The organism is Fictibacillus sp. KU28468, from assembly GCF_026153615.1.
GTDB lineage: Bacteria > Bacillota > Bacilli > Bacillales > Fictibacillaceae > Fictibacillus_C > Fictibacillus_C marinisediminis.
Map to the genome: position 1 here is coordinate 3,850,582 of NZ_CP110666.1, position 21,914 is coordinate 3,872,495.

At 44.6% G+C, this 21,914-nt stretch carries 24 protein-coding genes; 8 read left to right on the plus strand and 16 right to left on the minus strand.

The genetic code is table 11. The annotated features are described in order from the left end of the window. The first annotated feature begins 275 nt into the window (after positions 1 to 275). From OKX00_RS20300 to OKX00_RS20315, 4 genes are all read left to right on the plus strand, one after another. A complete protein-coding gene (locus tag OKX00_RS20300) occupies positions 276 to 1,934 on the plus strand; it encodes a glutamine--tRNA ligase/YqeY domain fusion protein (RefSeq protein ID WP_265408600.1) in 1,659 nt (552 codons plus the stop codon). Positions 1,935 to 2,230: 296 nt separating this feature from the next. Beyond that, entirely contained in the window at positions 2,231 to 3,856 is a 1,626-nt protein-coding gene (locus OKX00_RS20305; RefSeq protein WP_265410598.1) for an ATP-binding protein, read from the plus strand. Then, positions 3,828 to 4,505, plus strand: coding sequence for a response regulator (locus OKX00_RS20310; RefSeq protein ID WP_265408601.1), 678 nt, complete (start codon positions 3,828 to 3,830; stop codon positions 4,503 to 4,505). Before OKX00_RS20305 ends, OKX00_RS20310 begins: the two co-directional genes overlap by 29 nt. Positions 4,506 to 4,656: 151 nt before the next feature. Then, complete coding sequence (locus tag OKX00_RS20315) at positions 4,657 to 5,955, plus strand: CitMHS family transporter (protein ID WP_265408602.1); 1,299 nt, start codon at positions 4,657 to 4,659, stop codon at positions 5,953 to 5,955. A gap of 228 nt (positions 5,956 to 6,183) precedes the next feature. Here the strand turns inward: OKX00_RS20315 and OKX00_RS20320 are convergent, their stop codons facing one another. The 4 genes from OKX00_RS20320 to OKX00_RS20335 all read right to left on the minus strand — a co-directional run bounded on the left by OKX00_RS20320 (position 6,184) and on the right by OKX00_RS20335 (position 9,434). Next, positions 6,184 to 6,618, minus strand: coding sequence for a DUF6526 family protein (locus OKX00_RS20320; RefSeq protein ID WP_265408603.1), 435 nt, complete (start codon positions 6,616 to 6,618; stop codon positions 6,184 to 6,186). 28 nt (positions 6,619 to 6,646) lie between these two features. Beyond that, positions 6,647 to 7,747 (minus strand): ABC transporter permease, encoded by a 1,101-nt coding sequence (locus OKX00_RS20325; RefSeq protein ID WP_265408604.1) that lies wholly within the window; start codon positions 7,745 to 7,747, stop codon positions 6,647 to 6,649. Further along, positions 7,744 to 8,673, minus strand: a complete 930-nt coding sequence (locus OKX00_RS20330; protein WP_091007696.1) for an ABC transporter ATP-binding protein — start codon at positions 8,671 to 8,673, stop codon at positions 7,744 to 7,746. The genes OKX00_RS20325 and OKX00_RS20330 overlap by 4 nt, the downstream gene beginning before the upstream one ends. A gap of 98 nt (positions 8,674 to 8,771) precedes the next feature. Next, complete coding sequence (locus OKX00_RS20335) at positions 8,772 to 9,434, minus strand: SIMPL domain-containing protein (RefSeq protein WP_265408605.1); 663 nt, start codon at positions 9,432 to 9,434, stop codon at positions 8,772 to 8,774. Positions 9,435 to 9,778: 344 nt separating this feature from the next. Here OKX00_RS20335 and OKX00_RS20340 point away from each other — a divergent pair, with 344 nt between their 5' ends. The 3 genes from OKX00_RS20340 to OKX00_RS20350 all read left to right on the plus strand — a co-directional run bounded on the left by OKX00_RS20340 (position 9,779) and on the right by OKX00_RS20350 (position 12,104). Next, on the plus strand, positions 9,779 to 10,690 hold the full coding sequence (locus OKX00_RS20340; protein WP_265408606.1) for a hypothetical protein: 912 nt from the start codon (positions 9,779 to 9,781) through the stop codon (positions 10,688 to 10,690). Then, positions 10,687 to 11,247, plus strand: a complete 561-nt coding sequence (locus OKX00_RS20345; protein WP_265408607.1) for a hypothetical protein — start codon at positions 10,687 to 10,689, stop codon at positions 11,245 to 11,247. The genes OKX00_RS20340 and OKX00_RS20345 overlap by 4 nt, the downstream gene beginning before the upstream one ends. A gap of 212 nt (positions 11,248 to 11,459) precedes the next feature. Further along, positions 11,460 to 12,104, plus strand: coding sequence for an SDR family oxidoreductase (locus tag OKX00_RS20350; protein WP_265408608.1), 645 nt, complete (start codon positions 11,460 to 11,462; stop codon positions 12,102 to 12,104). A 58-nt stretch (positions 12,105 to 12,162) separates the two neighbouring features. Here the strand turns inward: OKX00_RS20350 and OKX00_RS20355 are convergent, their stop codons facing one another. Then, positions 12,163 to 13,419 carry a DUF445 domain-containing protein gene (locus OKX00_RS20355; protein ID WP_265408609.1) on the minus strand — a complete coding sequence of 419 codons (1,257 nt, stop codon included), beginning with the start codon at positions 13,417 to 13,419 and terminating at the stop codon, positions 12,163 to 12,165. Positions 13,420 to 13,527: 108 nt separating this feature from the next. Then, entirely contained in the window at positions 13,528 to 13,959 is a 432-nt protein-coding gene (locus OKX00_RS20360; protein ID WP_062238755.1) for an SRPBCC domain-containing protein, read from the minus strand. Between the two features lie 190 nt (positions 13,960 to 14,149). Here OKX00_RS20360 and OKX00_RS20365 point away from each other — a divergent pair, with 190 nt between their 5' ends. Continuing rightward, positions 14,150 to 15,184 carry an NAD-dependent epimerase/dehydratase family protein gene (locus OKX00_RS20365; protein WP_265408610.1) on the plus strand — a complete coding sequence of 345 codons (1,035 nt, stop codon included), beginning with the start codon at positions 14,150 to 14,152 and terminating at the stop codon, positions 15,182 to 15,184. On the opposite strand, the gene OKX00_RS20370 is transcribed toward OKX00_RS20365, so the two are convergent. The 10 genes from OKX00_RS20370 to OKX00_RS20415 all read right to left on the minus strand — a co-directional run bounded on the left by OKX00_RS20370 (position 15,135) and on the right by OKX00_RS20415 (position 21,874). Further along, positions 15,135 to 15,455: a hypothetical protein gene (locus tag OKX00_RS20370; RefSeq protein WP_265408611.1), complete on the minus strand. Its 321-nt coding sequence runs from the start codon at positions 15,453 to 15,455 to the stop codon at positions 15,135 to 15,137. The genes OKX00_RS20365 and OKX00_RS20370 overlap by 50 nt on opposite strands. A 49-nt stretch (positions 15,456 to 15,504) precedes the next feature. Next, positions 15,505 to 15,867, minus strand: coding sequence for an SCP2 sterol-binding domain-containing protein (locus tag OKX00_RS20375; RefSeq protein ID WP_265408612.1), 363 nt, complete (start codon positions 15,865 to 15,867; stop codon positions 15,505 to 15,507). A gap of 12 nt (positions 15,868 to 15,879) precedes the next feature. Continuing rightward, positions 15,880 to 16,392: a DUF4442 domain-containing protein gene (locus OKX00_RS20380; protein WP_265408613.1), complete on the minus strand. Its 513-nt coding sequence runs from the start codon at positions 16,390 to 16,392 to the stop codon at positions 15,880 to 15,882. 51 nt (positions 16,393 to 16,443) lie between these two features. Next, positions 16,444 to 17,505 (minus strand): SDR family oxidoreductase, encoded by a 1,062-nt coding sequence (locus OKX00_RS20385; RefSeq protein ID WP_265408614.1) that lies wholly within the window; start codon positions 17,503 to 17,505, stop codon positions 16,444 to 16,446. Between the two features lie 78 nt (positions 17,506 to 17,583). Then, on the minus strand, positions 17,584 to 18,192 hold the full coding sequence (locus tag OKX00_RS20390) for a TetR/AcrR family transcriptional regulator (protein ID WP_265408615.1): 609 nt from the start codon (positions 18,190 to 18,192) through the stop codon (positions 17,584 to 17,586). A 61-nt stretch (positions 18,193 to 18,253) separates the two neighbouring features. Continuing rightward, positions 18,254 to 18,736: a DinB family protein gene (locus tag OKX00_RS20395; protein WP_265408616.1), complete on the minus strand. Its 483-nt coding sequence runs from the start codon at positions 18,734 to 18,736 to the stop codon at positions 18,254 to 18,256. Positions 18,737 to 19,107: 371 nt separating this feature from the next. Beyond that, entirely contained in the window at positions 19,108 to 19,242 is a 135-nt protein-coding gene (locus tag OKX00_RS20400) for a hypothetical protein (RefSeq protein WP_265408617.1), read from the minus strand. Further along, positions 19,209 to 19,334, minus strand: a complete 126-nt coding sequence (locus tag OKX00_RS20405) for a hypothetical protein (RefSeq protein WP_265408618.1) — start codon at positions 19,332 to 19,334, stop codon at positions 19,209 to 19,211. Before OKX00_RS20405 ends, OKX00_RS20400 begins: the two co-directional genes overlap by 34 nt. A 35-nt stretch (positions 19,335 to 19,369) precedes the next feature. Further along, a complete protein-coding gene (locus OKX00_RS20410; RefSeq protein ID WP_265408619.1) occupies positions 19,370 to 20,374 on the minus strand; it encodes an ABC transporter permease in 1,005 nt (334 codons plus the stop codon). Then, positions 20,375 to 21,874: a sugar ABC transporter ATP-binding protein gene (locus OKX00_RS20415; protein WP_265408620.1), complete on the minus strand. Its 1,500-nt coding sequence runs from the start codon at positions 21,872 to 21,874 to the stop codon at positions 20,375 to 20,377. It abuts the gene before it with no gap. Positions 21,875 to 21,914: the final 40 nt, after the last annotated feature.

The following is a 21,914-nucleotide window of genomic DNA, read 5'->3' on the forward strand; positions in this document are numbered from 1 at the left end:
CTACAATATTTAAATATTGTAAATAAAATCAATATTCTGAAAATATCTTACATGAGATTTCTAAACTCGTCTACCGTATTTTTTCTAGCGCAAAATTCCTGCTTGTTTTCTAAAATTTTATAAAAAAAGACAAAAAACGAAAAAAGACAGGGGATTGATGCGTGATTTACAGGTTTTTTTGTTTATAATAGCTAAGGTAGCTAAAGGTAATTTTGTTTCCTTGCTGTGAATGATATAATGGTGAGATAGAATGTTAACAGAAAGGCTGATACGGGATGGAAGAAAATTCGAATTTTATTAGAAGCATCATTAAAGAGGATTTGGAATCCGGCAAACGGGACACCGTCATCACTCGTTTCCCGCCAGAACCGAACGGTTACCTGCACATCGGGCACGCCAAATCCATTGTTATAAATTTTGGGCTCGCCGACGAGTTTAACGGGCAGACCAACCTTCGCTTCGACGATACCAATCCACTAAAAGAAGACCGTGAGTATGTCGATTCGATCAAAAACGATGTCGCATGGCTGGGCTATGAATGGGAAAACCTTCGCTTCGCCTCCGACTATTTTGAGGAAATGTACAGCCGCGCTGTCCTGCTTATCAAAAAAGGAAAAGCATACGTCGATGATTTGTCACCGGATGAGATCCGCGAATATCGCGGAACGTTAACTGAACCCGGAAAAGACAGCCCGTACCGTGACCGTTCTGTTGAAGAAAACCTTGACCTCCTTGACCGCATGCGCAAAGGCGAATTCCAGAATGGTGAAAAAGTGCTCCGCGCCAAAATCGACATGGCGTCCGGGAACATTAACATGCGTGATCCGGTGATCTACCGTGTATCCCACGCGACCCACCATAATACAGGAGACGCTTGGTGCATCTACCCAATGTACGCGTTCGCTCATCCGCTTGAGGATGCCATTGAGGGTGTAACACACTCTCTTTGTACGACTGAGTTTGAAGAACAGCGTCCTCTTTATAACTGGGTGGTAGAAGAGTGCGAGATGGAAAGCCAGCCTCAGCAAATCGAGTTCGGCCGTCTGAATATCGAAAATACAGTCATGAGCAAACGTAAATTAAAACAGCTTGTTGACGAAGGCTATGTTGACGGCTGGGATGATCCTCGCATGCCGACCATTTCCGGACTTCGCCGCAAAGGATATACCCCTGAAGCGATCCGTGAATTTGTACAGGCGACCGGTGTTTCCAAAGGATCCGGTGCTGTAGACGAAGCGATGCTTGAGCACTTTGTGCGTGAAGACCTAAAGATGAAGGCTCCTCGTACGATGGGTATCCTGAATCCGTTAAAAGTTGTCATTACGAACTATCCTGAAGGACAAGTTGAAATGCTGGATGCGGAAATCAACCCTGAAAACCCTGAAATGGGCACACGCCAAATTCCTTTTTCACGTGAGATCTATGTGGAACAGGATGACTTCATGGAGAACCCTCCAAAGAAATACTTCCGCCTCTTCCCTGGCAACGAAGTCCGCTTAAAGCATGCGTACTTCATTAAATGTGAGGATGTCATCAAAGACGAGGATGGAAATGTCATCGAGCTTCACTGTACGTATGATGTGGAAACGAAGAGCGGCAGCGGTTTTACAGGCCGTAAAGTAAAAGGGACCCTTCACTGGGTGGATGCGTCACAGGCCATTCCAGCTGAGTTCCGATTATACGAGCCGTTGATCCGCGATGAAGATCTGAAGGCTGCTGATGAGAGTGAAGACAAAACGTTTATCGATTTTGTCAACGAAGACTCATTGACCATCCAAGAAGGGTTCATCGAGCCAAACATGACGGACGCGAAGCCGCAGGACAAGTTCCAGTTCTTCCGTCACGGCTATTTTAACGTCGATCCAAAGCATACGGTCGAGGACAAGATCGTGTTCAACCGCATCGTATCATTGAAAAGTTCATTTAAGCTCTAAGTTTAAAGTAAAAACCGGTTCTTTAGGGGCAACTGCCTCAGGCCGGTTTTTTTGTGATTGAATGAATGCTGATGGGAGCGTTGCTAGTTTCCATAATGCCGTTTTGGCGGGTATTTCTGCTGTTTCCGCGGGTATTTTCAAATTTTGGCGGGTACATTTCTGCTTCCGCGGGTAAGTCACTCATTCCGGCGGGTAAATCGCATCATCGCCCAGGCAGGCCATCCAAACAATATCCATTTGAAGGATACAGAAACTTTGGCGTATAGTAGAAACAAAGAAACAAGGAGGAATGCCGCCTGAAAGCCATAAAAGTTTCGCTGCAGATTAAAATACTCGGGCTCGTCCTGCTATTGGGTGCATTGCTGATCTTGTTGCTGACAGGGTATTTCAGTTATAAAGAGAGTAAACAAATTGAAGAAAATAAAGGACGGCTGGCCCTCGAGCTATCAAAATCCATATCCTTCATGCCTACGGTTATTGATGCTTTCAAATCGAGCGATCCATCCAAAACGATACAGCCTCTCGTTGAAAAGATACGTAAACATACTGGTGCTGAATTCATTGTGGTCGGCAACACATCCGGCATCCGCTATTCACATCCCATCCCTTCAGAAATCGGAAGAAAAATGACTGGGGGCGATAATGACAGAGCTCTTAAAGGGGAGTATTATGTTTCACAGGCAAAAGGTTCTCTCGGTCCCTCTCTCAGAGGAAAATCCCCGATCTATAACCAGCAAGGAAAGATCATCGGCCTCGTTTCCGTAGGATTTTTGTTGGAAGACATTCATGAACAGATCATGAACAACTTCTTAAAAGTCCTTTTTGTTTCTCTCATCGCACTGCTGGTTTCTGTGATTGGGAGCTATATCCTTTCTAGAGATATCCGGCGAGATACGATGGGGCTTGAACCGTATGAGATCGCCGCACTGTATAAAGAAAAGAACGCTGTGTATCATTCCGTTAAAGAGGGCATCTTGGCCATTGATAAAGAAGGACGGATAACGAATATGAATCAATCGGCCAAGAAGCTGCTCGATATTGAAGGATCTGTCCGGCATATGAAAGTGGACGGCCTCTTTCCTTCCGCTTATCTTTATGAGGTGTTAAAGCACGGTAATCCCCAAAGTGATAAAGAGATGTTTTGGAAAGATAAAACAGTGATCGTTAACTGTACCCCTCTCTTTCATCAAAACAAGATCAGCGGCGTGGTTGCTTCCTTCCGGGACAAAACAGAGGTGGAGCAGATGATCAATACCCTTTCTGAAGTCAAACAGTATTCTGAAGACCTGCGTTCGCAAACCCATGAGTTTACTAATAAACTATACGTTCTGTATGGTCTCTTGCAGCTTGGTGAATATGAGCAGGCCATCAGTATGATCCAAAGCGAAACACAGGTCCTGCAATTTCAAAATTCCGTCGTCTTTAACCAAATTAAAGATACAAAAGTACAAGCGATTCTATTAGGCAAGCTGGGAAAAGCTTCTGAGAAAAAAATACAGTTTGAGATCGCTTCTGATAGTTTTCTGGAAGAACTGCCGGCACACTTCAAGCTCTCCAGCTTAATTGTTATTCTTGGAAATTTAATTGATAACGCTTTCGAAGCGGTTTATCATGTGAAGAGTCCGAAAGTCACGCTTTTTGTTACCGATATCGGCAGTGAAATTATTTTTGAAATTGAGGATAATGGCAAAGGAATAAACGTTAAAGAAATACCGCTTCTCTTCAATCGGGGCTACACTTCTAAAGACGGAGATGAACCAAGAGGATATGGCTTATCAAATGCGGACGAAGCTGTACGGGATATGAATGGAATAATTGAAGTGCAAAGTAATCCAGGCACTGGTACTGTATTTACGGTGTATCTTCCTAAGAATGATAAGGGAGCTGATTCATATGATCAAAGCAGCCATAGCCGAAGATGATTTTCGAATAGCCGATATACATGAAAAGTTTTTGAAGAAATTCAATGAGATTGAGGTGGTTGGAAAGGCCTTGACCGGAGAACAGACGCTGCAATTGCTGAAAACAACGGAACCCGACCTGCTTCTTCTTGATGTGTATCTGCCTGATATGCTGGGCTCTGAGCTCCTCCCTCTCATCCGTGAGCACTTTCCCAAACTGAGTATTATCATGATTACAGCCGCGACGGAAAAGGAGTACCTTGAGAAAGCCCTGGGATATGGCGCGGAGAATTATTTAATCAAACCCGTGAGCCGGGAACGATTTGATGAGATCATCCAGTCATTTATTAAAAAGCATGCCCTCCTTTCTTCCAGCGAACAAGTGAATCAAAACCTGATTGATTTGATTTTTGATAAGAGGAAACTTGAGCCATCCAAAAAAGGAACCGCCTTCCCAAAAGGAATCGATGAGATCACACTGGGCAAAGTGAAGGCCGTCCTTCAGGCAAAAAGGGACGGGCTTTCTGCAGAGGAAGTCGGAAACGAGATTGGAGCTTCAAGAATTACTGCTCGACGGTATCTCGAGTACCTCTCCTCCATAAACGAATCCAAAGCCGAAGTTGTCTACGGTATTGTCGGCCGCCCCGAAAAGAAATATTATCCCCTGTAGGAGGATGGCGAAATCGCCGTCCTCTTTTAGTTTTCTCATGAACTTTATGTACAAAATTAATTTAAAGTACTTTAATAACTTTATTTTGAAAACGTTTTCATTTCAGAATATTTCGTTTACACTCAACTTACTTACAAAAGGGGTGAAGACGATGCTCGCATTATTAGGTTTTTTAATGATACTTACATTCATGGTTTTAATTATGACAAAACGCCTGACCGCCATGATCGCCTTGATGGTTGTCCCTGTAGTTTTCGCCTTGATTGGCGGATTCGGCAAAGATATCGGACCGATGGCGCTAGAGGGCATAAAAAGTGTAGCGCCTACAGGAATCATGATCCTGTTCGCCATTCTCTTCTTCGGCATTATGATTGATGCCGGTGTGTTTGATCCCATTATCTCAAGCATTCTGAAATTTGTAAAAGGAGATCCTGTAAAGATTGCCATCGGAACAGCAGTACTGGCTTTGTTAATTTCGTTAGATGGTGACGGCACGACGACCTACATGATCACCATCTCAGCAATGCTTCCATTGTACAAAAGAATTGGCATGAGGCCTCTTGTTTTGGCCGGTATTGCCGTATCTGCCTCCGGTGTGATGAACCTCCTTCCATGGGGCGGTCCTACTGCCAGAGCGATGACAGCGCTGCATCTCGAGATGTCTGATATCTTTACGCCTGTAATTCCATCCATGATCGGCGGCGTAGTGTTCGTCCTGTTCATGGCCTTTATTCTCGGAAAAAAGGAACGCAGCCGTGTAGGTGTTCTTGAGATTGATTATAAAACAATGGCGATGCAGGCCGCTGCTGTTGATGCTGACGCTGTCGGTTTAAAGCGTCCAAAGCTCATCGTAGTGAACTATCTGCTAACGATCCTGCTTCTTGTTGCATTGATCAAGGAACTTTTGCCAACAACTGTTTTATTTATGATTGGCTTTGCTATTGCCATTACGATGAATTATCCAAAACTGCGTGACCAGAAAGAAAGAATCGCCAACTATGCTGATAACGCCTTATCTGTCGTCACGATGGTTTTTGCCGCAGGTATTTTCACAGGCATTCTTTCAGGTACAAAAATGGTAGATGCTATGGCCAACACAATGATCACACATGTCCCTGATGCATTGGGTTCACACTTTGCGCTCATTACAGCCATCATCTCTGCACCGTTTACCTTTTTCATGTCCAATGATGCCTTTTATTACGGCGTCCTGCCTTTGCTTGCCAAAGCAGCTGCTGGATACGGCATTGATCCAGCCATGATCGGACGCGCTTCTCTTTTAGGATTGCCGGTCCATCTATTAAGTCCATTGGTCCCTTCTACTTATCTATTAGTCGGCATGGTAGGCGAAGACTTCGGAGACTTGCAGCGAGGCTTCCTGAAATGGGCCTGTGGTGCAACCGCGGTAATGATTCTCGTAGCTCTCGTCTTAACGATCATTCCGTTTTGAGTTTAAAAAGAAAGGAAGGCAGCGTGCCTTTCCTTTCTTTTTTTTGCTTATGATAGTGTGCTAGTTTCCATAATATCGTTTTGGCGGGTATTTCTTCTGTTTCGGAGGGTATTTTTGGATTTTGGCAGGTAAATCCTCTATTTTAGCGGGTAAATGTTTCATTTCGGAGGGTAAATCTATTTACAGGGCTATACCCATTGAAAAAACAGCCAAAACGGCTGTTTTTTCCTATACCCGATAGTAATCCCCGCGCCATTCACTGATTGCCCGCTTAATTTCTTTAGAACGCAAACCTTCTTCAGCTGCTCTTTGGCTCAAAGCCGGCAGTTCTTGATCACTGGCAAAGCGCAAAGCGACAATCTGTCCGGTTGTCAGCCTGGAATCCATGAGCTTGCCGGTCAGTACAAAGTGCCGCAGATTCTCTTCGGCACGGATGGCCCGGTCTTGCGCCTTCAGCGGGTAGCTTCTTACAAGGGCAAATAAAATAACCAGTGACCCTGCCGCTAAAAGCACCACAAAGGCAAGAAGCACATTCTCTCCATTACTCAGCGAACGTACAAAGTAAACCAGTGCTGTTACGAGTGTTCCCAGCACGAAAAGGGACAGGACATAATGAAACAACGGATGCATCCGTGTATGGTTTTGATAGTTTTGATTTTCCATGTTATTTTCCTCCTGATTTTCGAACTTCTTATTCCCACTTAAACGTGAGGCTCGCTACGATAAAGGCACCAATCAGCCAGCAGCCGAGAATCAGGGCCTCTGTTCCCAGGCTCATAAACGAAGCGCCAACATTCATCGTCTCCCTCATCGCAGTTGTTAAGTGAGCTATGGGAAGGATATGCACGATCGGCTGAAGAAATTCCGGCATATTTTTAATTGGAAAGAACACTCCGCCCAAAAACAGCATCGGAAAAGATAGGAAGCCTGCGATCGGTCCTGCACTTTCCGGTGTTTTGGCAATCCCTGCAATGATAAAGCCAATCGCCATGAACGCGAGTGTACCCAAGATGACAAAGCTGACGAGGGTCATCCACGATCCCCGGATTTCCACATCAAAGGCAAGACGGGCGACGCCAAGAACAATGAGTGCCTGCAAGCCGTTCAGCATCAGCCGGGCGGTAATCTGTGCCGCGATAAAAGTGTGAGCTTTCAATGTCGTTCCCTGCATCCTCCGCAAGATTCCGCGTTCGCGCCATGATGCGATCTGTCCTGCTACCCCGTTCATGTTGTTGCTCATGATCATCATCGCCACGATCCCCGGGACAAGAAAGTCGATATAGCGGAGATTCAGCGTCTCTACCCCTTTTGGGTTGATGACCACCGATGGCTTATAATCCGCCTTCTGTTTACTGATGGCATCGACCGCATTATTCACGAGCTGCTGTCCAACCTGCGAGACAGCCATGTTCGTTTCATTATAAAAAACAGGAAGCCTGAACGGCTTTTCATCCTGAGCCGCACTCTTCATCCTTGTTTCATAGCCTTTCGGGACCTGCAGTACAAGCTGGACGTCTCCTTTTTTCAGCTTGGAGAGCGCCTCTTTTTTACTCGATGATTTTTCGAGTGATATCGCTTCGTTTTTCTTCAAAAGACTTGCAAGTTGTTTAGATTGGACAGATTGATCCTGGTCCACATATCCGATCGTGACCGACACGCCGTTTCCATTGCCGAGAAAAGAGCCAAGCATGACCATGAGGAAGATCGGAAACGCAAGCGTCCAGAACAAGACCTGGCGGTTGCGCAGGAAAATGCGTAATTGAGCTAACGTTAATTGCCAGTATGCTTTCATCCTTCTCTCAAGCTCCTTCCTGTCATATGGATGAACACATCCTCCAAAGTGGCGGTGCGTGTCTGCAGATCGGTCAGTTTCAGATCTTTTTCAGATGCGGTCTGAATCAGGCTGGTCAGCGTCTGCTGTAGATTATCGGTATAAAGCACTTGAACATCCTTATGGCTGCCTGTCTGCTTAACCCCTTCAATTTCTTTTAAATCCAGGACGGGTGCATCTTCTGTTAAACGGAACTCAACGGCGCTGTCCGACTGAAGATTTTTCACCAGATTCTCAGGTGTATCCAGTGCAATCAGCTGTCCCTGATCCATAATGGCAATCCGGTCACAGAGCACATGAGCTTCATCCATATAGTGCGTTGTCAGCATGACCGTCTTTCCTCTTTCCTTCAAATTCAGAATAATATCCCACAAGGTACGCCGAGCCTGCGGATCAAGTCCTGTTGTCGGTTCATCCAGGAAAATGATCCAGGGATCGTGCACGAGTGCCAGCGCAATCGCCAGCCTCTGCTTTTGGCCGCCTGATAAGCTTTTGATCCGGCTTTTACGCTTATCGTTTAAAATCATGTCTTCGATCAGATCCGGAATGGATATATGCTTGGGATAGAAGCTGGCATACATTTTCAAAATCTCTTCAACGGTCAGCAGTTCAAACAGCGTCGTAGATTGAAGCTGTACTCCAATCACTTCCTTGACGTGTTCCAGGTGCTTCTTAATATCAAATTCACCGATCCAGGCTGTTCCTTCATCCGGTTTTCTCAGGCCGACAAGCATTTCCAGCGTTGTCGTTTTTCCGGCTCCGTTCGGACCGAGCAGCCCGAATACTTCACCTTTATGTACTTCAAAGTCAACTCCCTTTACGGCGATAAAATCACCATAGCGTTTCACGAGATGCTCTACTTTAATAATGGGCTCCTGTGAACTCATTGCCATCCTCCATCCTATAAAAAACTTTCATTCATAAAAAAAAGAGCTAGATCCCTTCTATGAGATTCTAACTCATTTCTTTTGAAATTTATGTTTTTTTATGGCGTATAAAAAAATTCTGCCTCGATACGTGCCGTAATCTCATTCTCTCCAGTTTGGATCGGCACCGAACTTCCCTGTGACAGCATCGCTCCCTGAAACGGAACAGGCCCTGGATGGATGCCCTTTGACAGCTCTGTTACTTTTGCCGGAACCCGATTGAGCGTGACACCAAGATCACGGGATATAGCCATCGCTTTTTGCTGTGCACTGTTTACGGCAAGCGACAGAGCTCGGTTATAAAAAGTATCTGGAGAAGACACAGTGAACTGAATCGATGATACGGAGTTTGCTCCCTGGCTGACTGCTGTCTCAATCACGGCTCCCGTCCTGCCCACATCATCCACCGTTACCTGAAGCTGATGGTTTACCTGATATCCTTTAAGATTCTGCTGTCCGTTCTCATAAACATATTGCGGTTCAATGCGATAGAGTGAGGTCTGGATGTCTTTGTTCTTGATCCCCATCGTTAACAATCCATGAATGACGTTTGCCATGATCTCATTGTTCTGCTTTTGCGCAGTGTTCACATCTTTATTTTCCGTGATTACGCCTAAGGAAAGCTTGGCTTGATCGGGTACGGCAAATACGGAACCCTCACCGGTTACCTTGATGATGTTCCTCATATGTTCAGCTGCAAATTCCGGCCGGTTGTAATACATATAAGCCCCTCCCCATTGTACCGTTACATCATAGTCTATGCGGTACAACGCAGGCTCATAACAAAGCCCCCAAAAGACAGCTCACCATTAACCAGAGTGAAGGATCGCCCCTTTTGTTGACCAGATGTTACGAAACAACTTCATGATCTCTCATAGTTACCAAATCCTTCCACCCTGTACCGAATACCTTTTTCTATTCCCTGTAGAAAAAAGGATTAAATATTAAAACAGGAAAAATTACCCATATGGGTTTAAAAGCTTTGTAAAAGGGATTTTTAACGAGAAGGATTACTCGTTTGTTTCATAATATGGTAAAATAAGGAGATTTTTAAGGGGGAACGTATGTGAGAGAAAAGTGGTTTTGGGCAGGCATTATTCTGGCTGTGTTGAGTTGGATCGGCAACTCCCTCTATTATCAGTCAAAGCAGATTGAGCATCCGATCTTTTTAAAGCACTATTACGAGGCAGCAGATGACGGAGATCAATATTTAAAATTTTATTACTTGGCAAATCGTGAAGACAAGCAAGATTTACAAAGTGTCCGTATTAAGGACGCTGAAGTGTTTCCCTACTCCCAAGATGATTTTATGGCGGGTGAAAATAATCCTTCCGTTGAACAGGAATACACTCATCAGGATTTAAAAGTGTTTACCGTTTCACTGAAGGATATGCTTTCACAGATGAAGAATAAAGAAGCTTTTTCTTTTAATAAAATGAAGGTTGTCATGAACAACGGCCAGAGCTTTACGGCCGACATCGGGCATGTGACGATCCATAAAAAATATAAGGATGATAAAATTCTGGAGGAACAGATTGCAAGCGGAAGCAATTTTGGTGATATAGGACTATTTCAGGTATTGAAGCCAATTACGCTGACAAGTGTCAGTCTGCCTTTTGAAAAAGAAACGGGAAGACTAGTTTCGTTGAAAGCAAATACCGATCAGGAAGCTTTGAGTAAGGAAGCCGAAAGCGATGAGCCTTTCGGCTGGACGGATCATGAGAAAAAGAGTCATAGCAGCTACCAGACTTTAAATCCGCATAAGAACTTTAGGATAAAACTAAAACAGAAGGATTGGCTTGAACTAGCCACAAGGTTTAAAGCTAGTACTCTCGCGTACTGCGATTTTTCTGTAAAGCTGCACGGAACAAGTAAAGGAAAGCCCTTTGTTTCTACCGCATTAGTAGACTATCAGCCGGTTCTCAGCCAGAGTGATGTCGACCGCATCATATTAAGGAACGGGGGCGGGGGGAAATGAGAGAAAGTTTTCACAAGCTGTTCTGGGGATTTCTATTGATTTTAATCGAGATACACATAATAGCAATTGATATTTTGCCAGACCCTGTTGGCTACTATCTCATCGTATCTGGTCTTGGACTGATAACGATCAATAATAAAGCCCTGAAAAAAGCAAAATATTTGGCATTAGGCCTCGTGTTTATATCCATCCCTACTGTCTTTATCCAGAAAAATGTCACTGGAAATACTTCCGGACAGCTGTTTGATCTGAGCCTTTGGCCAATATATACGCAAGTCATTGGAATGTTAAAGCTGATTCTCGTTTTCTATGTGTTTCAGATCCTGCTGGATGCCGCTATGAAAAAAGGAGATCAACAGCTGTACGCTTCGGCCAGATACCGTTTTGTTTCCTATATGGCCGTTATGCTCATTTTGAACATCACCTTACCTTTCACAATGAATATCATCGGAGATTTGATGACTGCTTACACCGTTGTCTTCTTGCTGCTATCCCTTTTGGTAGAAGTTATGTTTTTGCTGTTGTTAAGGAAGTACAGGAAGGTTTTTAGCAATTGAATGATAGATTGCTGGCAGTAAAAAGAGAAGGCATCCTCTCTTTTTTATTTACTATTTTTTCTAACTTGTATAATTCCACCCCGAAAGATTCAATATAGTCCATATTTCACCTTATTTATTTCACCATGTGAGCAGGAAATTTGTACGATTAACCATCGTTTGAAATACTTTGAGGTGGATTGTCAATCCTATAGAAAAAGGAGAGTGTCATAATGAAAGTCTTTTTAGTAGGAGCAAATGGACAAATTGGGCGTAAACTGGTTGAGCTCTTGGGAAGCAGTTCGGAGCATTCCGTTCGGGCGATGATTCGAAACCCGGAACAAGCGAATGAACTGGAGAAGCTAGGAGCTGAAACCGTAGTGGCGAACTTGGAGGGCAGTGTTTCTGAATTGGCAGAAGCCGTAAAGGGAAGCGATGCGATTATTTTCTCGGCCGGATCCGGAGGCAGTACCGGCTCTGACAAAACCCTGCTCGTTGATTTGGACGGAGCGGCTAAAATGGTAGAAGCTGCCGAACTGGCCGGCGTCGACCGTTTTGTGATGGTCAGCGCTTTACAGGCGCACAACAGGGAAAACTGGAACGAAAAGCTTCGGCCTTATTACGTGGCCAAGCATTATGCAGATAAAATTCTTGAAAGCAGCAGTTTGAACTACACGATCGTACGACCGGGCGGACTATTGAACGAGCCTGGCACAGGAAAGGTCGAAGCAAGCAATAACCTCGGAAGAGCTTCCATCCCCCGTGAAGATGTAGCGCAAACCGTATTGGCTGCTCTAACCGAAGAACACACATTTAAACGCTCGTTTGATTTGATTTCAGGAGATCAAACGATTCAAGAAGCGTTGAAGAACGTATAAAATAAGGCTGCCCTCAAAGGACACATCTTGTGCTCTTTTGAGGGCAGCCTTATTTTTTTTATATTAAAGCCTTAAATGTCGTTAAGATAAGTCCGATTAAAAACCCGCAAATCGCTCCGTTCACCCTGATCCACTGCAACTCTTTACCTACGTTGTTTTCCATCATATCGATCAGTGTTTCATTATCCAATTTATCAAGGTTTTCTTTCACAAGATTGCCTATTTTGGAATGGTTGCTTTCAATTAAAGTGGAAATTTGGTTCTGCAGCCACTTTTCAATGCTGTCGATTTTTTCAGGATCATTTTTTGTTCGATCAATGAGGTCTCTTATAAGTGAAATCACATATCGATCAATAAACTCTTCATCTTGGGTCAGCAGCAGCAATTTATTTTGAACCTGGCACAGAATGTTTGTAATTTGATCCGCAGGACTCCATGTATTGACCATGTTATCTTTCCACTCATTTAGTTCAGCCGCCAAATTTCCCCGGTCTTGTACACTTTCTAACTCTTTGCGGATTCGATTAAGGATTAACTCCCTGTATGGATTATCTTTGTCTTGCAAAAGAATGATTCTTTTAAGAAAAAATGGCTGCAGGATATTGCCCAGCTTTTCTTCATTAATAAAATTGCTAAAAGATTGAAGGGCCATTTTAATAAACCCATCGGCCTCCGTATTATCCAGCAGTTGTTTCGCCATTTTGCCGATTTTTCTTTTTGTATCTTCCCTTGCCATCCACTTTTGTGTCTCGGCCAGAATATAATCAAAGGCTTGATCATGCATATTTCTGTCCAGGGCCTTATTAATCATGGACTGCAGAAAGCCTGCAGCATCCAGGGAGCGCAGATAGTTCTTCAGCTCTTTTTCAATATACGGAGCGATATTTTCCGGATTGATATGGCGTATCGCCTGCTGAAGAAACGTTCCGACTCCTTTATGAAAGGAATTGGAATCCAATTCTTTCTCTGCGATTTTTATAAGTTTCTCTGTAATTTTAATTTGCTGGATTTTTTTCTGAATACTTTCTTTTGTCAGCCAATCATTTTCAAGCATGGATACGATGGCTTTCATCATCCTGTCACGGTTTTTTGGAAGTAGAGCCGTGTGAGGAATCGGTATGCCAAGAGGATGGCGAAAGAGAGCAGTAACCGCAAACCAATCGGCCAGCCCCCCTACGAGTCCTGCCTCAAATCCCCCTTGAAGCAATTCTCCAACAAAAAAATCTTGAAATGGGATGGTTCCGAGAAACCCTGCTCCCATTACTCCCAATGAAATTTTCGCAAAATATTTTGATTTCTTTTCTTTTTTTTCCATGGTAACTTCCCTCTGACATTCATTTGCTTAAAACTATACCATAAAACAGTAGATTGGCTGAAAAGTTTGCCGCCAGTATTTTCCCCTTAGCCGCCAGAAAGCCCGCGCTCAGCGCCCTTTCAGATAGCTCTCGAGCCCGCTGTTGGCTGATTCATAGGCCGGACGCATCGCTTCCATTCTCTTTGTTGACAAAAAAGCGGTAAATAAACCACTAAACTGCTCACCTTGAACCACTTTGGTCGTATCACCGAGATCTGTCAGCTCCCAGTAATGATAACCGGTTAAGATACCGGGTACCCCGCCCGTCCATGCCAGCTTTCTGTTCGGATCAAATTCCAGTACCTTCGCTTTAAAACAAAAAGGGATGCCGTTGCCGACCGGTGATTTGACTCGAACGGACAGGCTGCTTCCTTTCCTGCATTCACCTTTAATCGAAACAATCTGCGGGTTCCATAACGAATGTGTTCCTGTGTCTGCAATAACCTTCCAAACTGCTTCAATCGGGTAAGGCAGCAGGCAATCTGTCATTAATTTTTTCATGCTGCTTTACTTCCCTTTCTCTATCCCAAACTTTACTCTCCTTCCATCGTAACACAAGCTTGCGTTACACATAAAAAGATTGACTATTTCTGAATTTCCGTAATAAAATGATTTTACGTACAGTTATTTTTTTACGTAATTCATCCTTGTTATACATTCTTCTATAACCGAATGGAGAGGAGAAATGACTATGCATGTATTAGTGATTGGCGGCACCAGCTTTATGGGTCCAGAGGTTATTAAACGATTGTTTAACCTTGGACACGAGGTCACGGTTTTTCACAGAGGGCAAACAAAATCAGATTTGCCTCCTGGAGTACATGAAATTCTTGGTGACAGAAACGAATTACTTTCTTATCGGGCTACTATTCAGAAGCTAGAGCCTGATGCGGTTCTGGATATGATTTGTATGACTGAAACACAGGCCAAAGAGCTTGTTCAAACGGTTGATGGCATTGTAAACCGTATCATTACAGCAAGTTCTCAGGATGTTTATCGTGCTTTCGGACTTGTTAATGGGACCGAAAAGGGTGCGATTGAACCGGTACCCATTGGTGAAGATGGTGCTTTACGCCACAACTTGTATCCCCAGAGAGAGTTTGCGAAAACAGAGGAGAGGCGCAATTATGATAAAATTTTAGTGGAGCGCACAATAATGAACCACCCGACGATTGAAGGAACGGTTATAAGACTTCCTGCTGTTTACGGTCCGAACGATAGGGCTCATCGATGGTATTCTTTTATAAAACCGATGAGTGAACAACGCCCCTGGATCCTCCTCCCGGAAAGCCTTGCTGACTGGAGATGGACCCGAGGGTATGTGGAAAATATGGCCGAGGGTATTGTTCAGGCTGTAGTAGATGAACAAGCGAAAGGAAAGGTCTACAACCTCGGTGAGAACGAGGCATTCACCATGAAAGAATGGATTAAGAAGCTGGCCTCCTCTCTCCATTGGAAAGGAAAAATCGTTATATTACCAGACAGCCTGCTTCCTGAAGCCTACTCCTGGGGAATTAATGCTGAACAAGATGTCATCTTCACTTCTGATAAAATACGGAACGAATTGGGCTTTAAAGAAACGGTTTCATTAGAAGAGGGGTTGAAACGTACGATTGATTGGGAACTGAAAAACCCTCCAGAAACTCACGGATTGGACTACGAAGCTGAAGACGAGATCATGAGGCTTCATCATGCAAAAGGGGCTGTCCTGAAAGTCGGAAATTGACCTTCAGCAGCTCCTTTTTGGCTTGAAATTCTTCAATGAAAAGTTGATTGAAGTGGATGGTGCGAGACTCCTCGAAAAGAAATTTCACATTTTCTTCGTGCGATATAACGCTGCCGAAGCCTTCCTTGTCCTGCGGGACTAGCGTGACAGGTGAGACTCCCGCAAGCGCTAGCGCCAAAAAGTTGGCGTTCACGCCGGTAAGGCTCACCGCACGCCCCGCGAAAGTAGGAGCTCGCGCCGGTAAAAGCGAGCACCCTGGAACGGAAATCAACAGCTTACAGACTTCTTGGACAGCCCCTTTTGCTTCTTATACACATTATTTAAAAATGATCGGCCATATTGTATTCACGCAATAGGGCTTCCAACTTCAACGCCTTGCCAACATCGCCTTTGACTTTCAATTTCCCCATCATGAAGGCAGCGGTACCGTTCAGTTTGCCTAAAAGCATTTTCTTGAAGTTGGGATAAGAAATGAGGATGACACAATCTGCCCGCTCTTTAAAATTTTCCACTACTTTTGCACTTCCGTCATTCAAGTGAAGCTGAAACGAGTATTCCTCGTCTGTGATGTCATATTGATACGCAGCCAAAACTCCTTGAATCGGTCCCGGATTTTCATTCAGCACATGTTCAATTTTTTTTACCGTTTCCTGTACAGTCAATTCTTCGATCGTTTTTGGCATTTCTCTTCCTCCTTATTTGGATTCTATTTTCGGCAGTGAGACAACGTTCCCAGATGATGGATTGCTTTCCCGGTCTTTTTTTCGGATATAAATGGTTTTCTCCACTACGGCATGGACCGTGCCGCTCTCATCGACAAGCTCTACGTCATACACCCGGTCAAGACTCCGTTCTCCCTCAAGAGCTCTCTTAACTTCATCCAGCTCTTCATACGTTATCTTAAACGTAGCGTACAATGTGCTTTTGCCCGGCTTTTTAAACCGGATGGATGCGGCTTTATCCCATACGATATAATCATTGCCGAGCATTTTTAAGAACATGTACATATAGATGGGATCCACCGCACCATACATGCTGCCGCCAAAGATCGTGCCGACATAATTTCGGGTACGCCAGTTAAGCGGCAGCTTGATGCGGATCTCCGAATAATCTCCAGCAATATAGGTGACTCTTGCTCCCGTCCCTCTAAAGGCAGGAAACAAGTTAAAGCCGCAGCGGACAATCCTCGTCTTCCAGGATTCTTTCATCTTGAACACCCCTTTCTTCGCTATGAGTGTTTTCGGAATTTTACTGTCCTCCTACTTCACTTGAATTAATTTATCAGGATCTCTCCTGTGCACTTTATAATATTTCACCATGCTGGACACATAATTTTTAAAATCAGGACATTGAACGCCGCCTTTTGCCAGCACATCCTTGGCTCCTGAAGCATCATATTGTGAGGTACATCGGAAATACTCCAGCGCTTCTTTTTCTACTTTAAAAAAACGCCGGAATATAGAAATAGAAAGAGCAAATTCAACAAGAGCTGGTGAAATGGTCCACGAAGGTGTTTTGCCGAGCAGCTCGTTGCAAACCATGCGGTAAAGCTCCCGGCTTTCATAAGGTGAAGGATCTGTGAGGTGGAACGTCCGATTTACAGCGTCTTCTGATTGCGCCAGACATAATGTGGCATCAACGATATAGTCAGCAGGCACAACGTTAAACAGGGCCTCCGACTTGCCCAAATAAGGAATAGGTATATATCGAAGACGGTCTAAAAAGCGCATAATAAAGTAGGGGCCATCAAACTTAACCGTCTCCCCGGTCACGGAATGTCCCACCACTACCCCAGGCCGAATAATGGTGTAAGGTACATTTTTAAGCTCTGCCACGAGCTTTTCTGCTTCAAACTTTGTAGATTCGTAATGGTTCTTAAAGGTCTGTCCTTGATCAAGCTCATCTTCTTTAATAACGCCAACCCTTTTTCCTGAAACATAGGCTGTGCTGAAGTAGATGTAGCGCTCTAAGAGTGGAAGTGATTGAGCGAAGGTGTTCACATTGCGAGTGCCCGTTATGTTGACGTCTTCTGCAATCTTTTTTGGTACGGCAAGATCATAAACCGCAGCCAGATGAAAGACATGTGTCATATGTTCCTTCAGCCACTCTGTTTGTTCAGCATCCAAATCCAGTCCATCCTTCGTAATATCTCCTGCAAAAAGACGCACATTTTGCTTGTTAGCTGCCAAGCGCTCTGCTTTATCCAGCTGGCTGGGGTGGACAATAAGCGCGAATTGCGTATCTTCATTTCGCTGCTGCATTTCTTTCAGAAGCTTTGAGGCAAGAAAACCAGGATAACCTGTCAATAAACATCCTTTCATGAACCATTCGCCTCCTTTAGCAGTGAATACGAATACGTACTGGTACTACTTCCGTATAAAACCAGCAAACAGCCGATTTTATAAAGATAGATTGACATAAGCTCCGACAACAATCCGGTTAAGCAAACGGGCCAGCTGGTCCAAATCCAGCTCAATGTCTGATTCAAACAGGGTTTGGATGACGACCTCATTGACCGCACCGACCATGGCCTGTGAGACGACCAATACTTCCTGATCAGGAACGGATGCTGGCATGGTCCCCTGAACCGTATTATAGAGCAGGCTGGCAAATCGGCGATAGGCTTCCCGGCGAACATTCTCTACCGTAAGGCTTACACCCACTGAATCAATTAATAATAGTTTGGCAGCGTTAGACTTCATTTCGCATATTTCAATATAACGGCGGATGCCGGCGTAGGCTTTTTCGCTAATTTTCTCTTCCCTTTGAACAGCAGCTTCCACATCTGCAATGATCTCTTCAGCCAGCTGTGTGCAAAGGGCGGCAAGCAGCTCCTCTTTGCTGCCAAACGATTGATAGAATGTTGTTTTTGACACCCTCGCCCGCTCAACAATCTCAAGGACTGACGTTTCTTTATATCCCTTAACTGTATAGAGCTGGAGCGCGGCATACAGCATTTTGTCTCTGGCTTCTGTCGGCATTTCTGTTACAAAAAGCACATTCATCATTCCATTCTTTCATATGTGTACAAGTACGTACTCGTATTGTACGTATAACTTGCAGCCCCTGTCAATCGGCTGCAGCATCATTTACTGCTCTTGAAGGGAGCTGCTTGAAAAAAGGAACCTTCTCTGCACCTGTCATACGAGCATACACAAACAGCTGTCCTTTATGGTGAATCTCATGATCAATTAAACTTTCCATCCAATACTTCCCTGGCGCCTCATACCCGAAAATATCAATTTTCTTGCTCAAATGAACACTTTCCAGAACAGAAAAATCCCTTTTTGATTTCTGAGTGAACTCCTGAACAATCTCCCGGACCTCATCCATCGTTTGAAACTCACGCGGTGTGGCAGGCGATACAAACTGCCCGTTTTTAATCGTTTCCAAAAACATTTCTGTGGAACTTGCGATATGAACCGCCAGCTCTCCCATTGAAAAACCATCTATCCATGGTTTAAAAAACACATGCTCCGGCCCTATCTGATCCAGCAGATCGTGCAGTACAGTCCTGTGTTTGAGCCAATTTTGATAGTATTCTTCCACCATTTTTTATCGCTCCTATCTTAAATTTCCAATATAAACTAATTCGATGTTCCTCGTCTTTACCCTTTATTAAAGAACACAAAAAAATCCAGCACTTTTCTGCTGGATTATGGCCGGGGTGATCCGTTGATTCCCTGAGGAAAGGTGAAGACATTATAGGGATCTTATTTTTTATACTTTTTTTAATCGCGGTGCATTCCATCCGAAATCCTCTATCCATACATAGTGGAGAAAAAAAACTCCCTATCCTAAGTTATGTGGTGAAAGGACAAACAGTCATTTTTTTATGAGTTTATAAAAACGGGGCTGCCCAGAAAGTCGAAAATTGACCTTCAGGCAGCCCCTTTTTGGCTTGAAAAATCTTCAATGAAAAGTTAAGTGAAGTGGAAGATGCGAAACTCCTCGAAAATGAACTTCACATTTTCTTCGTGCGATAAAAAGCTGCCGGAGCCTTCCTTTTCCTGCGGGACTAGCGTTACAGGTGAGACTCCCGCCGGTGCTTGCACCAAAAAGTAGGGTTCACGCCGGTAAGGCTCACCGCACGCCCCGCGGAAGTAGGAGCTCGCGCCGGTAAAAGCGAGCAGCCTGGAACGGAAATCAACAGCTTACAGACTTCTTGGACAGCCCCTTTCCTGTTTATTTTTTTTGTTTATAATAGGTTAACGCCAGTGCAAATGCGAGAACCGCTCCCTTCACAATGTCCATGGAATAGTAAGGCACAGACATCATGACGAGGCCGTTCTGCAGAATACCGATCAAAACAGCGCCGATCAGGGTTCCAAAAGCATTGGGTTTGCCTGCACCAAACACCGAAAAACCAATAAAAGCCGCAGCCACAGCATCCATTAAATATGGAGTGCCTGCATTGATTTCAGCAGTCATCACTCTTGATGCCAAAACAATGCCGCCGATCGAAGCAAAAAGAGCGGACAGCAGATAGGCCGCTACCTTATATTTATTTACCGGGATGCCTGAAAGCCTTGCTGCTTCTTCATTCCCGCCGATGACATACATGTACCGGCCGTGCTTTGTGTAATTGAGAAGAACATAGACGAGAACAACTGCCGCTGCCATGATCACGATGATCCAAGGGACTTGTCCTATTTTCTCGAACGCTGCACTGATCTTGCCCGTCGCAAACGTTCCATCAGGCATGACCATGTTTTGCGAGATGGTCGCCCCTTTCGTGTACGTGAGTGCAATCCCCTGGATGATAAACATGGTGGCAAGCGTCAGGAGCATATCCGGTATTTTCACTTTAACAATCATCACGGAGTTAATGATGCCTACAATCAGAGCGGCAGCGAGGGCGGAAAGAATCGCTACTACCGTGTTCTGGGAGAACCAGACAAACATTGAGACCGCAATGGCATTCGAAAGAGAGGCCACAGATCCGACAGAAAGGTCAAATCCGTTGACGGACAGTGATATCGTAATGCCGATCGCAATGATGGTAACGATGGAGATCGACCGTAAAATGTTCATCAGGTTATGTCCCTGCACAAAGGAGGGATTGGCCGCAGTGAACACACCAATTAAGACCAGAATGGTTAAGATCGTTCCATATTTATAAAAAAAGTCGAACAGCTCAAATTTCTTTTTTGGAGAAACTTGGGCTGGTATTGGTTTTGAAAGCTCCATCTACCTTCCTCCTGTTGAATAGAATAATAGCTCTTCTTCCGTCGCTGCTGAGGTTTCGAGCTCTTTCACACTGCGTCCGTCATACAGCACGTAAAGACGGTTCGTGATACCTAAGATCTCTGTAAACTCTGAGGACGCATAAAGGATGGCTTTGCCCCGTTTTGCCAGCGCGGAGATCAGTTCAAAAATGTCCTTCTTAGCAGCTACATCTACACCCTTCGTCGGCTCATCAAAAATATAAACATCGGCATCTGCGATGAGCCATTTGCCGATCGCAATCTTTTGCTGATTTCCCCCGGAAAGATTTTGAACCTTCGTTTTCTCAGATGGCGTCTTAATGCCTAAGGTTTGAATGATTTCAACAGCCTTTTGTTTTTCCGCCCGGCGATCCAGAAAACTTAGTACCTTGGAGAACTGTCCAAGATTGGCGGCTGTTAGATTAGCAGCAACCGATTCCGCGACCAGAATCCCTTCCTTTCTCCGTTCTTCCGGAACGAGAGCCAGGCCCTGCTTTACCGCCTGATGCGGGTTTTTCAGCTTCAGTTTCTTCCCCTTGAGAAGAACAGCGCCTGCTGTAATCTTTGTACAGCCGAACAGGATTTTGCACAGCTCTGTTTTTCCTGCTCCTACAAGTCCCGCGATTCCGATAATCTCACCAGCACGGACCGTTAAGTTCAAATCCTTGATCTTCTCGGCGTCAGAAAGCCCTTTTACCTCAAGAACAGTTTCTCCCACTTTTCCGTTCAAGGCAGGAAACTGCTCATCCAGCGCCTTGCCGAGCATCTGCTCGATGATCCGGTTGATTGAAGTTTCCGAAATAAATTCTTTTATGACTAACTCACCGTTCCTCATCACCGTAATGTCATCACAGATTTCAAAGATTTCCGGCAGCCGGTGAGAAATGAATATGATGCCTACATTTTTAGACTTCAGGTTTCTGACAATCCGGAACAGTTCGTTTGTTTCTGAATGGCTTAACGGCGCAGTCGGTTCATCCAAAATTAGAAAACGGCACTGTGCTGAAACCGCTCGGGCGATGAGAACCATCTGCTTTTGAGCAAGTGTAAGCTCACTGACCAGCTTTTTGGAAGAGACGTTGATGTTCATCTCTTCCAAAATTTGCGATGCCTTCTTATGCAGCTGTTTCCATCTTACAAGCTGCTTTTTACCCATCTCGTTGACCAGATCATGCAGCAGAATATTTTCACCAACGGTTAAATACGGGATCAGCGCGGTGTCAACCTCTTGATGGACGATTTGAATTCCTTCGTCCAGGGCATCTCTCGGCGAAGTGATGGCCGCTTTTTTTCCGTCCAAATGAATCTCGCCCGTGTAATGATTGTAGGCTCCCGACAGAATTTTCATAAGGGTCGATTTCCCAGCCCCATTCGCTCCGATCAGCGCATGAACCCGGCTGGTCTCACTGGCAAAGCTCACACGATTCAACGCTTTTACACCCGGAAACTCAATACTTATATCCTTCATCTCCAACAGAGCCATCTGCTTCTCCCCTTCCCTCAAAGCAAACACTCTCTTAAGC